This window comes from Streptomyces eurythermus, from assembly GCF_014649115.1.
Classification (GTDB): domain Bacteria; phylum Actinomycetota; class Actinomycetes; order Streptomycetales; family Streptomycetaceae; genus Streptomyces; species Streptomyces eurythermus.
The window spans coordinates 287152-300328 of sequence record NZ_BMSK01000007.1 but is presented as its reverse complement, the minus strand read 5'-3'; the positions used below and the strand labels follow the sequence as shown (position 1 = coordinate 300328).

The window sequence follows — 13177 nt, the reverse complement described above, 5'->3', positions numbered from 1 at the left end:
GGGGACCCGTACGGGTCACGCCGGAGGGGGGCGGGGGCGGGTCACACGCTCTCGCGGTACTCCCGCAGCAGCTTCAGGGTGCGCCGGGCGGACGCGGCGCGGGCCGTCATGTGGTCCAGCACCTCCAGGTGCGCGGCCACCTCGCGGCGCGCGTCCAGATAGAGCGCGCCGGTCAGGTACTCGGTGAACACCATGTCCGGCAGCTCCGGCTCGGCGAACCGGAACAGCGTGAACGGCGCGTACGTCCCCGGGTGCGGGCCCGCGGCGAACTCGGCGATCTGGAGCGTGACCCGGTCCCGCTCGGCGTACTCCAGCAGCCGGTCCAGCTGGTCCCGCAGTACCTTCGGGTCGGTGCTCACCGGGCGCCTGAGCACCGTCTCGTCCATGATCACCCACAGGTGGGGCGGGTCCTTCCGGTCCAGCAGCCGCTGCCGTTCCATGCGCAGCGACACATGCCGGTCGACCGTCTCCGGGGAGGTGTGCCCGACGGTGCCCGCCTCCATCACCGCCCGCGCGTAGTCCTCGGTCTGGAGCAGGCCGGGCACGAAGTGCGGCTCGTAGGAGCGGATGATCCGGGCGGCGCCCTCCAGGCTGACGTACAGGCTGAACCAGTCCGGCAGCACGTCGTGGAACCGCTGCCACCAGCCCGGCTGGTTCGCCTCCTCGGCCAGCCGGACGAAGGCGTCGGCCTCCTCGTCCGGCACCCCGTAGGTGGTCAGCAGCACCTGCACGTAGGGGATCTTCAGCGAGACCTCGGCCGTCTCCATCCGCCGTACGGTCGCCGACGCCACCCTGAGGACCTGGGCGGCCTCGTCGCGGCTGAGGCCCGCGGCCTCCCGCAGCTCCTGCAACCGCTTGCCGAGCACCACCTGGCCCACGGTGGGCGCAGCCCGCCGCTCACTCACAGCCACGCCTCCCCTACGTGCCGATGAACGCGGGCAGCAGTCTGTCATGCGATCGCGCTCTCGCACATATGGCCTAGCCGATGAGGCACCGGGACGGGCGCGACCGTGGCCGGATCGCGACGGGTCCGCCGGGCCGTCGTCAGGCGGCTTTTTCCGCCTCCTCTTCCTCCGCTTCCTCCTCGGCGGCGGGCGTCAGCGGTACCTGGGGGCCGTTCAGCTCGTCCAGCCAGCGGCGCAGGATGCGGTGGATCCGCTCGGCGCCGACCGGCTCCGTCCCGTCGGCGGCCGGCGGGGAGAGGTCCACCGGGGAGAGCAGGAACGGGCGGGACTGGGCGCCGCCGAGACCGCCGTGCGAGCCGATCTGCTCCTCGAACGCGAGGACCTCGCCGTCGGCGGGGTCGTAGGCGGAGTTGACCATGATGTCGGCGGTGTGCGGGAAGGAGTGGGTGCGGCGGACCGCGTCGGCGGCGCCGGGGCCGAAGCGGGCCAGCGGGCCGGGCTCCTCGTCCAGCCGGTCCAGCGGGATCTCGGCGCCGTACGCGCCCAGCACCACACCGCCGTGCCGCTCGCTGCGCACCAGCAGGAAGCCGATGCCGGGGTGGTTGGCGAGGGTGGTGAGCAGGGCCGGGTGGCGGGCGTCGATCTCCTCCTTGGTCATCCGGTGCGGGACGTCCGGGAAGGAGACCAGGCCGAGGTTGCCGGAGGCCAGCACGACGGGCTCGCGGCGGCGGGCCGGGCGGTGGCGCCCGCCCTTCTCCTCCACCGGGCGGCGCAGGGCGGCGCGCACGGCGGCGCGGGCCTCGGCGCCGCTGTGCGTCTGCTCGGCCCGGCGCGGCACGGGCAGCCCGCAGCCGGCCCGGACCAGGTCGCCGAGGGTGAGGCCGTAGCGGGCGCGGAACGTCTCCCCGGGGCTCTGCCCGTGGTCGGACAGCACGACGATCCGGTACGGGCGCGGGGCGTGCTCGGCGACGCGCTCCAGCAGGGCCAGGCAGCGGTCGAGGCGCCGGAGGACCTGCTCGGCGTCGCGGCCGCACGGGCCGGAGTGGTGGGCCACCTCGTCGTAGGCGACGAGGTCGGCGTAGACGACGGTGCGGCCGGCGAGCATGTCGCCCATGACCGCGGCGACGACGACGTCCCGTTCGACGACGGTGGCGAAGGCACGGACCAGCGGGTACAGACCGCCCCGGCCGACCCGCGGGCGCTGCCGCCCCAGCCGGGCCCGGGTGGACTGGCCGATCTCGCGGGCCACCTCGGCGACGAAGGACAGGGCGGTGCGGACGGCGTTCGCGGGGTCGGAGAAGTAGGCGAAGTAGCCGGCCCGGGAGCGGTTGTCGCGGCCGCGGCGGCGGGTGGCGATGGACAGCACCAGGGCCTGTTCGCCGGCGCCGCCGCTGAAGAGATTGCCGCGGCTGGCGCCGTCGACGGCGAGCAGTCCGTCGTCACGGGTGCGCAGGGCGGCGCGGCGCTGGAGCTCGGCCGCGCTGGTCGGCCGGTTGGAGACCATCACCTCGCCGCGGTCCTTCTCGTACCAGCGGAAGGCCGGCACGTCGAAGGTGCTGCCGTGCAGGATGCCGAGCTGACTGGCACCGGTCTGACTGGACCAGTCTGTGCGCCACGGGGTGAGGCGGTGGGTGGGGGCGCGGGTGGGGAGGGGGGTGGTGGGCTCGTGGGCGAGGGGGGTGGTCGGTCCCTGGGCCGGGAGGGCGGCGGCCGCCTGTGTTCGGGGGGAGCGGCCGGGGGCGGCGGCCTGTGCTTGGGCGGAGCGGCCGGGGGCGGCTGCCGGACGCGGGCCGTCTGCGGCCGGTCGTATCCCTTCGGCTGCCGGACACGAGCCCTCGCCGGCCGGCCGTGTGCCGTCGGTTTCCGGTCCCCGGCCGTCACCGGCGGGCCGCCCGTCTTCCGTGCCCGGTCGTATCCCGTCGGCTGCCGGACACGAGCCCTCGCCGGCCGGGCCGCGCGAGCCGTCGCAGACCGCGCCCCGCGAGCCGTCGCCGGTCAAACCCCGTGCGCCGTCGTCGGCCGGGCGGGTGCCGTCCGTGCCCGGTCGTATCCCGTCGGCTGCCGGTCGCCCGCCGTCCCGGCCCGCTCGCGTTCCGTCGGCTGCCGGTCGTATGCCGTGTGCGGCCGGTGCCGCTTCCTCGTCCGACGCCAGCCAGCGGGCGACCGTCGGCATCAGGCCCTTGCGGACCGCGTCCGTGAGGACGTCGTGGCCCACGCCGTCCAGCTGGACGCAGACCAGGCCGGGGGTCGTGGGGCAGGGCGGGTGGCCCCGGCGGCCGCGGGTGGCGAGGCGGTGCAGCCGGCGGCGGTATGCCTCGTCGTCGCGCACCGCGAGGGCCGCGCCGGTCGCGGAGGCGACGGCGGACATCACCGCGGCCACGATGACCGCGGTCTCGGGCGCGGCCTCGCCCCGGCCGGAGGGGTTGACGCGCAGGGCGAGCAGCAGCAGGGAGCCGTTGAGGAAGAAGACCAGCAGGCCGAGGACCAGCGCCGGCACGAGCAGCAGCAGCCGGACCAGCAGCGGCCAGACCACGGCCGACAGGACGCCGAAGGCTCCCGCCCCGCAGGCGGCGGCCAAGGCGATGGTGGTGACGCTGTCGCCGTCGGCGGACTGGAGCCGGAAGTCGGGCAGGAGCCCGGCGAGGACCAGCATGGTGACGGTGGAGACCGCCCATACGGCGACGCTGCGCCCGACCTGACTGGCGATCCGCCGCCACCGCATGCCCCGCACGCCGTACACCTCACAACCCGGCCCTTCCCGCCCTTCGGGCCGGGAGGACCTCCTCACGCTCCAAGCGGGCCGGTCGGGCCCGGCTCCACCTTGTCACACGGGGCGCCGGCGGCCCGGACGGACCGGGGTCACCGGCCGTCGTAGCCGGCCGTCGGCATGGACAGGCGGCGGTGCACCCGGGCCTTCATCTGCGCGTCGTACGACGGCTCGGCGCGCCCCACCGTCTCCACGCGCACGCCCCGGCGCGCGCACTCGGCGGTGAACTCCTCCACCGACGACAGGGCCCGGCGCAGCACCCGGAGGCTGGGCGCGACGAACACGTCCACCCCGGGGCGCACCCCCTCCCACAGCGCGCAGTGATCGAAACGCAGGCCGCCGACGAGAAGTTCCCGGGCGATGACGTAGCCGCGCTCGGCGGCCCAGCGGGCGCACATGGCGTGCTGGCTCCGGGAGTCCACCAGGAAGGGGTCGGCCTCCAGCTCCTCCAGGGGCGTCAGGCTCGCGATGGCGGTGACCCGCACCGGCGTCAGCATGCCGAAAACCCCTCGCGGCTGTCTCATGGCGTCCCCTCACCTCCCGTTTTCGCCGCCGACCCTACTCCTGCCCGTAGGCTTCGGGGAGTCGCGCGAAGGAGGCGAAAGAAGGTGCCGGTGGAGATCACCTGGTGGGGTCACGCCACCTGCGTGGTGGAGGACACGAACATCCGGGTGCTCACCGATCCCCTGTTCGCCCGCCGACTGGCGCACCTGCGCCGCCGCCGGGGCGCGGTGCCGCCCGCCGCGGCCCGCCGCGCCGACCTCGCTCTGGTCTCGCATCTGCACGCCGACCATCTGCACCTGCCCTCGCTGGCCTGCCTCGCCCCGGGCACGCGCCTGCTCGTGCCCCGGGGCGCACCACGGGCGGTACCCGGCTTGCGCCGGCTACGGCAGCTGCGGATCACCGAGGTGGCGCCCGGCGATGAGATACGGGTGGGCGAGGTGCTGGTCCGGGTGGTGCCGGCGCTGCACGACGGGCGGCGGCTGCCGGTGGGCCCGCGCCGCTCCCCCGCGCTGGGGTACGTCGTGGAGGGCGAGGCGCGGACCTACTTCGCCGGCGACACGGGGCTGTTCGACGAGATGGCCGAGCGGGTCGGGCCGGTGGACGCGGCGCTGCTGCCGGTGGGCGGCTGGGGCCCGTATCTCGGGGAGGGGCACCTGGACGCGGGGCGGGCGGCGCGGGCGCTGGCCCGGCTGGCGCCGCGGGTCGCGGTGCCGGTGCACTACGGGACGTACTGGCCGATCGGCATGGACGCGGTGCGCCCGCACGAGTTCCACGCGCCGGGGGACGAGTTCGTACGGCTGGCGGCGGTGGCCGCGCCGGGGGTGGCGGTGCACAAGCTGGCGCACGGCGAGAGTGTGCGGCTGGAGGTCGCGCGGTGACCTGGCTCGCCGCCGCGTCGGCCACCGTGACACCCGAGTCCACGCAGCAGGCGGTGGGCTATCCGTCGTTGTTCCTGCTGGTGCTGATCGGGGCGCTGGTGCCGGTGGTGCCGACGGGCGCGCTGGTGAGTTCGGCGGCGGTGGTCGCGTTCCATCAGAGGGCGCCGTACTCGCCGGCGCTGGTGTTCGTGACGGCGTCGCTGGCCGCGTTCCTGGGGGACGCGGCGCTGTACTGGCTGGGCCGGCGCGGGATGCGGTCCAGGAGCGGGTCGCGGTGGCTGGCGGCGATCCGGGCCCGGGCGCCGGAGGAGCGGCTGGCCCAGGCGCGGGAGAAGCTGGCCGGGCACGGGACCGCCGTGCTGGTGCTGTCCCGGCTCGTCCCGGCGGGGCGGATACCGGTGATGCTGGCGTGCCTGATGGCCGAGTGGCCGCTGCGCAGGTTCGCGCGGGGGAATCTGCCGGCGTGTCTGGCCTGGGCGGCCACGTATCAGGTGATCGGCATCGTGGGGGGTTCGCTGTTCGAGGAGCCGTGGGAGGGGGTGGTGCTGGCGGTGGTGCTGACGGTCCTGCTCAGCGCGGTGCCCGGCGTGTGGCGGCGGGTGCGGGCCGCCGCCGGATGAGGTCTCCGCAGGGGGGTCTGTCTCAGCTCAGCACTCTGGAAGCGCCGACCGGGAGGTCCCACAGGTCATCGCGTTCCAGCCCCGCCTTCTCCCAGGCGGCCCTCACCCGGGTGAGCGGTTCCAGGACCGGTTCCGCCGAGAGGATGAACGTGCCCCAGTGCATGGGGGCCATACGGCGGGCGCCGAGGTCCAGGGTGGCCTGGACCGCCTCCTCGGGGTCGCAGTGGACGTCGCTGAGCCACCAGCGGGGGTCGTAGGCGCCGATGGGCATCAGGGCCAGGTCGATGCCGGGGTAGCGGCGGCCGATGCGGGAGAACCAGTGGCCGTAGCCGGTGTCGCCGGCGAAGTAGAGGCGCTGTCCGTCGGGAGCGGTGAGGACCCAGCCACCCCACAGGCTCCGGCAGGTGTCGGTGAGGGTGCGCTTGGACCAGTGGTGGGCGGGGACGAAGTCGAAGCGGGTGCCGGACAGTTCGGCGCCCTCCCACCAGTCCAGCTCGGTGACGCGGGTGAACCGGCGGCGGCGGAACCAGCCGCCGAGGCCCGCGGGCGCGAAGACCGGGGTGTCGCGCGGGAGCCGGCGCAGGGTGGGGGCGTCCAGGTGGTCGTAGTGGTTGTGGCTGATGACGACGGCGTCGACGGGGGGCAGGGCCTCCCAGGGCACGCCCACGGGGGTGACGCGGGCCGGGGTGCCGAGGATGCGGCGGGACCAGACCGGGTCGGTGAGGACGGTCAGCCCGCCGATCCGGACGACCCAGCTGGCGTGTCCCGCCCAGCTGACGGCCAGGGTGCGGCTGTCGACACGGGGCAGCGGGCCCGGTTCATACGGCAGCCGGGGGATGTCGGCGAGGCCGTCGGGGCCGGGGCGCACGGCGCCTTCGCGGGCGAAGCGGGCGAGGCCCTTCAGGCCGGGCAGGGGCGCGGTCAGCCGGTCGTGGAAGGTGCGCGGCCAGACCCGGTGTTCGCCCAGCGGGCGGGGCTCGGCCAGCGGGGGGAAGGGCGCGGCGAGGGGGTCCGGCGCACCGGGTGCCGTGGTCGTCACGGCCGGGCCGGGCTCATGCGTCTGCTGCGTCATCGAGGAGGCTCCCATCGCTGAGCGTCGTCGCGGAGATCGTCGAAGGCCGACCTCAAGGAGACCAACGCGCGTTGCACGTGTGGCAGTTCCAGCGGTGCGGGTGACACGAGGCTTTCGGTGCGCTCCTCGTCCGTGCCGCCCAGCAGGGGTCCGGTGGCGAGCCGTACGCGCAGCGCCCCGAGGTCGTCGCCGAAGCGGTGGCCGCCGGGCGCGGGCATGCCGAGCCGGGCGGTCAGGAGGTCCTCCAGTTCCTGGGCGTCCCCGGCCCCTCGGGCCGCCAGCGGCTCGCGCAGCGGCGCGAGGTCGGCGTACAGGTGACGGCCGGCCTGCGGGGGCCGGGCGAGTGCGCCGGCGGCGACCACGGCGGCGTACGCGGCGGCGGCCACGCGCGCGTGCAGCCGGACGGTGGCCTCCCTGCGTTCGGTGACGGGCGGCGGCTCGTCGAGGGCGTAGCAGGCCGCCGCGGCGACCGGTACGGCGAGCCGCGCGCCGAGGGCGGTGAGCACGTCGAGCACGCGCGCGTGCAGCCGCCGTCCGGCTCCGGTGGCCGGGAAGCGCGCGACGGCGGCGGGCCATCCGGCGGGCAGCAGGGCACCGGCCAGGTCGGTGACGACGGTGACGTCGTCGGGCCACATCTCGGCCGGGCTGAGCAGGACGGTCTCGTGCGGTGCGTGCAGGGTGTCGCGCCAGGTCTCGTCGCTGACCAGGTGGAGGCCCTCGGCGGTGGCGGCCTCGACGGTCTCGTGCAGCAGTTCGGGCGGGGCGACGGTGGCGGTGGGGTCGTCGGCGACGGACAGCACCAGCAGCCGGGGGTCGCCGCCCTCGGCGCGGACCCGGCGCACGGTCTCCAGCAGGGCGTACGGGTCGGGGACGCCGCCGCCCTCGGCGGGGGTCGGCACATGGAACACGGGCCGGCCGAGAAGCCGTGCGTACGGCGCCCACCAGGCGGCGCAGGGGCGGGGTACGAGGATGTCGGCGCCCTCCCCGGCCAGCGCGGCGGTGATGGCGAGCAGCAGCGCGGGGGCGCCAGGGCCCGCGGCGATCCGGTCGGGGACGCAGGACAGCCCGCGCCGGGTCCAGTAGCCGCAGGCCGCCTCCAGCAGGGCGGGGGCACCGCCGACGGGCTGCGCGTCGGCACGGCCCGCCGCGGCGGCGACCACGGCGGACAACTCGGGCAGCACGGGCAGACCATCGCCGGGCAGCGGCGGGCCGTAGCGGACGGGACCGTGGTCCTCACGGGGGCGGGCGGGGTTGTGACCGTTCCGGCGGGGGGCGGGGCCGTGGCCGTGCCGACGGTCGGCCGGATTCTGGTCCTCACCGCGGTGGGCGGGGTCGTGGCTGTCCCGGTGATGGTCGGGGCCGCGGCCCTCACTGCGGGGAACGGGGTCCTCTTCACCCCCGCGGGGGGCGGGATCTGGGCTCACCTCGCGGTGGGCGGGACCTGGGCTCACTTCGCGGGGGACGGAGCCGCCGTGCTCACCGCGGGGAGCGGCACCCTGGGCTTCGCCTCGGGGGGCCGGGCCGTGGCCGTCCCGGTGATGGTCGGGGCCGTGGTCCTCACTGCGGGGAACGGGGCCCTCTTCACCTCCGCGGTGGGCGGCACCCTGGGTCTCGCCGCGGTGGGCGGGGCCGTGGCCGTCCCGGTGGTCTCGCTCCGGGTCCGTGCGCCGCATGTCCGCCTCCGCGAGTCCGTGGTGCCGTTGTACCGCCCGCCCGGGCCGTGCGTTCCCCGGGGCCGCCCTCCCGCCTGATGACCGCCGGTCCGTGTTCCTCGTCCGTGTCGTCCGGGTCCCTCGTGCCGGGTCCGTTCTTGCCGTGACCGTGCGTTTCGGGTCCGGGGGCCGCGGGGCGGATGGTGCCGGTGGGGCGGCGCCGGTGCCCTCGCGACGGCGTGTACCCGGCGTACGGCTGTCCATGGGCGGTCGCCGCTGTTGCCGGGGTCACATTTCGGCGGACCGGCCCGCCGCGAGTCGCGAGCGGCCGTACAGCCGGTAGCCGGCTCCCGCGCAGGCGGCGGCGATCAGGGCGGCGCCGGCGGCGAGCGCGGGGACCGAGTCCTCGAAGGTGCCGCCCGCCCCGGCGTCCACGCCGTACTGGACACCGGCCGGGCGGCAGCCGTCGGCGTCGGGGGCCGTACGGCAGGCGTGGCCGTCGTCGGAGCAGGCCGCGTCGCGGGATTCCCCGCACGGGTGACCGTCCTCCGCGCAGGAATCCCCACCCGAGCACTCCCGCCCGCCACCGTCCGGCCCACCACCGTCCGGGCTTCCGCCGTCCCGGCCGCCACCGTCCCGACCTCCCCCATCGGGCCCGCCCGTCTCCTGGCCTCCGCCGACCTGCCCGGCCCCCTCCCGTCCGCCCGCGTCCTCTCCCCCGCCGACCTGCCCGGCCCCCTCCCGTCCGCCCGCGTCCTCTCCCCCGCCGACCTGCCCGGCCCCCTCCCACCCCGAGCCGTCCCACCCCGTACCGGCCGGCCCGGTCGCCTCCTTCTCCGTGCCCTCCACGGCTCCGGCGTCCGGCGCGCCGTCCAGGCCGCTCGCGTCGGGGACGCCGGCCCCGTCCGGACCGGCCTGCTCGCGCCCGCCGGCTCCGGGGGAAGCGTCCTCGCACGCCGGGCCGGCCCCGGTCCCGTCACCGGGGGCTATGGGCGCGGCCCCCAAGGCGCCCGGCAACGGAACCGGAACCGGTACCGGCGCCGGCACGGGACCGGCGACCGGGTCGCATGACGCCGGGAGCGGTACCGGGGCCGCGGCGGACGCGGCGGGCCCGGTCAGGGCGAGCACGGCACCGGCGGCGAAGGCGACGGACAGGGCGGCGCGGGCGGTGCGGCGCATGGGCGGGGCTCCTCGCGGGGTGCGGCGGGCGGTCGGACGGCCGTACGCCGGCGCTCCGGCACCACGGCGACGCGTGCGGCACCCGGCCACGGGGGACGGTCGTACCGCGGCGACGCCGTGCGGCGCCCCGGCCACGGGGGCACGGTCGGTGTGCCCTCGCTGCCATGACAGCCCGCGCGGCGCCGTACCGCGCGCGGCCGGAGCCCATTCGCGCGACACGCGGGGCCGCGCGGGTGACGGCCACCGGGACGCACGGGACGACACTGGGCGCTCCCCGCCCCGTGGCGCGCCATACACGGCCGACCGCCTCCCGGCACACACCCGACCAACCCGGCCATGCTCCGGCACACACCCGACCAACTCGACCGCACCCCGGCAGGCGGCGGACCCACTCGGCGGCATCCCCTGTCCCGCGCACGCACGCGACCCGGCCGCCTGTCGGCGTCCGGACGCACAACGCCCTTGCCGGCGCGCGCCCCCGCCGTCAGTGGGCGCCCCGCCCGCCCCGCGTGACACCCGCCCGCCCGGCTCCCCCACCCCACCCCGGAGGTTTTCCGTCCTCCGCGCAGGTCACTCGGTACGAGCTGACCGGATCGTCCGCTTCGCTCTCCACCGGGAGGTCTGTCCATGAGCACCAAGGTCTCGGACCACATCCTCGAACGCCTGCGCGCTTGGGGCGTGGAGGAGGTTTTCGGCTATCCGGGCGACGGCATCAACGGACTGCTCGCCGCCTGGGGCCGCGCCGAGAACCAGCCGCGGTTCGTCCAGTCCCGGCACGAGGAGATGTCCGCCTTCGAGGCGGTCGGGTACGCGAAGTTCAGCGGACGCCTCGGGGTATGCGCGGCGACCTCCGGACCCGGCGCCATCCACCTGCTCAACGGCCTCTACGACGCGAAGCTGGACCACGTACCCGTGCTGGCCATCGTCGGCCAGACCAACCGGACCGCGATGGGCGGCTCCTACCAGCAGGAAGTCGACCTGCACACGCTGTACAAGGACGTCGCCTCGGAGTTCGTGGAGACGGTGACGGTGCCCGAGCAGCTGCCGAACGTCCTGGACCGGGCGATCCGTACCGCGTACGCCCGGCGCTGCCCGACCGCGCTGATCATTCCGGGCGATGTGCAGGAGCTGGACTACTCGCCGCCCACGCACGCGTTCAAGATGGTGCCGTCCAGCCTGGGGATGAGCGACTTCACGGCGACCCCGACCGACGACGCGCTGCGCCGGGCGGCGGACGTGCTGAACGCGGGCGAGAAGGTGGCCGTGCTGGTCGGCCAGGGCGCGGCGGGGGCGGTCGCGGAGGTCCGCGAGGTCGCCGAGCTGCTCGGTGCGGGCGTGGCGAAGGCGCTGCTCGGCAAGGACGTGCTCAGTGACGAGCTGCCGTATGTGACGGGCCCGATCGGGCTGCTCGGCAGCCGGCCGTCGTACGAGCTGATGCGGGACTGCGACACGCTGCTGACCATCGGCTCGTCGTTCCCGTACACGCAGTTCATGCCGGAGTTCGGCAAGGCGCGCGCGGTGCAGATCGACATCGACGCGCACATGATCGGCATGCGCTACCCGTACGAGGTGAACCTGGTCGGCGACGCGCAGGCCACGCTGCGCCGGCTGATCCCGCTGCTGAAGGCGGAGGGGCGCAGCCGCAAGTGGCACGACACGGTGTGCGCGAACGTGAAGCGCTGGCACCAGACGATGGAGCGGCGGGCCGCGGTGGCGGCCGACCCGATCAACCCCGAGTACGTGGCCCGGTCGCTGGACGCGCTGCTGCCGGACAACGCGATCCTGACCTCGGACTCCGGTTCGGTCGCCAACTGGTACGCGCGGCACATCACGATGCGGCCGGGCATGCGCGGTTCGCTGTCCGGGACGCTGGCGACGATGGGCCCGGGCGTGCCGTACGCGATCGGGGCGAAGTTCGCGCACCCGGACCGCCCGGTGTTCGCGCTGGTCGGCGACGGCGCGATGCAGATGAACGGGCTGGCGGAGATGATCACGGCGGCCAAGTACCGGGACCTGTGGTCGGATCCGCGGCTGGTGGTGGCCGTGTGGAACAACCAGGACCTGAACCAGGTGACCTGGGAGATGCGGGCCATGGAGGGCGCCCCCTCGTTCCTGCCGTCGCAGTCGATCCCGGATGTGCAGTACGCGGCGTTCGCCCGTTCGCTCGGGCTGACCGGCATCCGGGTGGAGAAGCCGGAGGACGTGGAGGCGGCCTGGCGGGCCGGGCTGGAGGCGGACGGGCCGGCGGTGCTGGAGTTCCTCACCGACCCCGCCGTGCCGCCGATCCCGCCGCACGCCAGCTGGGAGCAGATGGAGGCGACGGCCGCGTCGATCCTGAAGGGCGACGCCGACCGGGGTTCGGTGATCAAGCAGGGCCTGAAGGCGAAGGTGCAGGAGTTCCTGCCCGGCCGGACCAAACAGTGACCGCGACGCAGGGACCGCACGTGCGGGACGAGTCCCGTGCCGGACGCGAAAGCCCGTGTCGGACGTGCCGCACCGGGTACGCGGTGCGGACCTTCGACCCTTGGAGGGAGATATGCAGCGAGGCAGTGACCGGCTGAACGTCCACCGGGACGACGAGATGAAGCACGAGCTGAAGGGGCTGCTGCGGTCCGGCCATCCCACGCGCGTGGAGGAGTGGCACGACCCGGAGCCGGCCGCGGACGACGACCCGGAGGTCTGGAGCGGCCCGGTGGGCGGCCTCGGGTCCCCGGCGTCCCTGGAGCGGACCCGGCTGGAGCTGGCCCGGCACCTGAGCCGGCACGCCTTCCCCGCGAAGCCGGGCGAGCTGGCCCGGGCGCTGCGCCGGAGCAACGCGCCCGGCACACTGATCGACGCCGTCGCCGGTCTGCCCCACCAGGACCGGTACGAGAACCTGCAACAGCTGGCCGAGGCGCTGGTGGAGGGCGCATGAGGCAGGGGGCGCCCTGGCCGGCTCCCCGCGCCGCGGGCCAGGCGGCCGAGATCGCGCGGGGCGCGACGGTCGACGTCGGCGAGGTCACGACGCGGTTCCTGCTGTACGGGCTGCTGCCCGGCTGGTTCGTGCCGGGGCTCGCCGACTGGGCGATGCACCGGCGCACCCGGATCGAGGACACGTCGGGGACGAAGGAATCCCTGATCCACTCCCTGATGATGGCGGAGGTGGGCCTGCCCATCGCGCTCACCCTGCGCTACGAGGTCAATCCCCTGCTGCTGGCCGTGCAGCTGGGCGCGGCGGCGGTGCACGAGGCCACCGCGCTGTGGGACGTGCGGACAGCGGAGGACAGCGACCGCGAGGTCAAGCCGGTCGAGCAGCACATCCACAGCTTTCTGGAGTCGCTGCCGTTCGGCGGGCTGGTCTCCCTGATGTGCCTGCACTCCGACCAGGTGCGGTCGTTGCTGCGGGGCGGGCGCGGGGACCCGGACGCCTGGCGGCTGCTGCCGCGCCGGCGCCCGCTGTCGCCGGGCTATCTGGCGGGCATCGGGGTCGCGATCGGCGCGTGTGTGCTGCTGCCGTACGGCGAGGAGCTGCTGCGCTGCCGGCGGGCGGCCAGGGGAAGGAAGCGGCGCGCCCGGGCCCACAGGGCGGCGCTGCGGAAACTGAAAGGAGCTTGAGACATC

The 13177-nt window shown here is 75.6% G+C and carries 12 protein-coding genes; 6 read left to right on the top strand and 6 right to left on the bottom strand.

Going from position 1 to position 13177, the window contains the following annotated elements:
• Positions 1-41 precede the first annotated feature (41 nt).
• The 3 genes from IE251_RS15925 to IE251_RS15910 all read right to left on the bottom strand — a co-directional run bounded on the left by IE251_RS15925 (position 42) and on the right by IE251_RS15910 (position 4196).
• Complete coding sequence (locus IE251_RS15925; RefSeq protein ID WP_189753598.1) at positions 42-905, bottom strand: Sco1979 family transcriptional regulator; 864 nt, start codon at positions 903-905, stop codon at positions 42-44.
• Positions 906-1044: 139 nt separating this feature from the next.
• Positions 1045-3627: a phage holin family protein gene (locus IE251_RS41055; protein ID WP_229896796.1), complete on the bottom strand. Its 2583-nt coding sequence runs from the start codon at positions 3625-3627 to the stop codon at positions 1045-1047.
• Positions 3628-3764: 137 nt separating this feature from the next.
• Positions 3765-4196, bottom strand: coding sequence for a hypothetical protein (locus IE251_RS15910; protein ID WP_189753597.1), 432 nt, complete (start codon positions 4194-4196; stop codon positions 3765-3767).
• An 84-nt stretch (positions 4197-4280) separates the two neighbouring features.
• Between IE251_RS15910 and IE251_RS15905 the strand changes: the two genes are divergently transcribed.
• The gene (locus IE251_RS15905) at positions 4281-5054 is read left to right on the top strand and encodes an MBL fold metallo-hydrolase (protein WP_189753596.1); all 774 of its coding nucleotides are present in this window, start codon (positions 4281-4283) and stop codon (positions 5052-5054) included.
• A complete protein-coding gene (locus IE251_RS15900) occupies positions 5051-5674 on the top strand; it encodes a DedA family protein (protein WP_189753595.1) in 624 nt (207 codons plus the stop codon). The genes IE251_RS15905 and IE251_RS15900 overlap by 4 nt, the downstream gene beginning before the upstream one ends.
• A 22-nt stretch (positions 5675-5696) precedes the next feature.
• Here the strand turns inward: IE251_RS15900 and IE251_RS15895 are convergent, their stop codons facing one another.
• Both IE251_RS15895 and IE251_RS15890 read right to left on the bottom strand, forming a co-directional pair.
• Positions 5697-6746, bottom strand: coding sequence for an MBL fold metallo-hydrolase (locus IE251_RS15895; RefSeq protein WP_189753594.1), 1050 nt, complete (start codon positions 6744-6746; stop codon positions 5697-5699).
• Positions 6743-7948, bottom strand: a complete 1206-nt coding sequence (locus IE251_RS15890) for an aminotransferase class I/II-fold pyridoxal phosphate-dependent enzyme (RefSeq protein ID WP_189753702.1) — start codon at positions 7946-7948, stop codon at positions 6743-6745. The genes IE251_RS15895 and IE251_RS15890 overlap by 4 nt, the downstream gene beginning before the upstream one ends.
• 78 nt (positions 7949-8026) lie before the next feature.
• Here IE251_RS15890 and IE251_RS15885 point away from each other — a divergent pair, with 78 nt between their 5' ends.
• Positions 8027-8497, top strand: coding sequence for a hypothetical protein (locus tag IE251_RS15885; protein ID WP_189753709.1), 471 nt, complete (start codon positions 8027-8029; stop codon positions 8495-8497).
• Positions 8498-8686: 189 nt separating this feature from the next.
• Here IE251_RS15885 and IE251_RS41705 read toward each other — a convergent pair whose 3' ends face one another.
• Positions 8687-9577: a hypothetical protein gene (locus IE251_RS41705; protein WP_189753593.1), complete on the bottom strand. Its 891-nt coding sequence runs from the start codon at positions 9575-9577 to the stop codon at positions 8687-8689.
• Positions 9578-10204: 627 nt separating this feature from the next.
• Here IE251_RS41705 and IE251_RS15875 point away from each other — a divergent pair.
• From IE251_RS15875 to IE251_RS15865, 3 genes are all read left to right on the top strand, one after another.
• Complete coding sequence (locus IE251_RS15875) at positions 10205-12001, top strand: thiamine pyrophosphate-requiring protein (RefSeq protein WP_189753592.1); 1797 nt, start codon at positions 10205-10207, stop codon at positions 11999-12001.
• Positions 12002-12113: 112 nt separating this feature from the next.
• Positions 12114-12491 carry a DUF2795 domain-containing protein gene (locus IE251_RS15870; RefSeq protein WP_189753591.1) on the top strand — a complete coding sequence of 126 codons (378 nt, stop codon included), beginning with the start codon at positions 12114-12116 and terminating at the stop codon, positions 12489-12491.
• Positions 12488-13171, top strand: a complete 684-nt coding sequence (locus IE251_RS15865) for a diguanylate cyclase (RefSeq protein ID WP_189753590.1) — start codon at positions 12488-12490, stop codon at positions 13169-13171. Before IE251_RS15870 ends, IE251_RS15865 begins: the two co-directional genes overlap by 4 nt.
• Positions 13172-13177 lie beyond the last annotated feature (6 nt).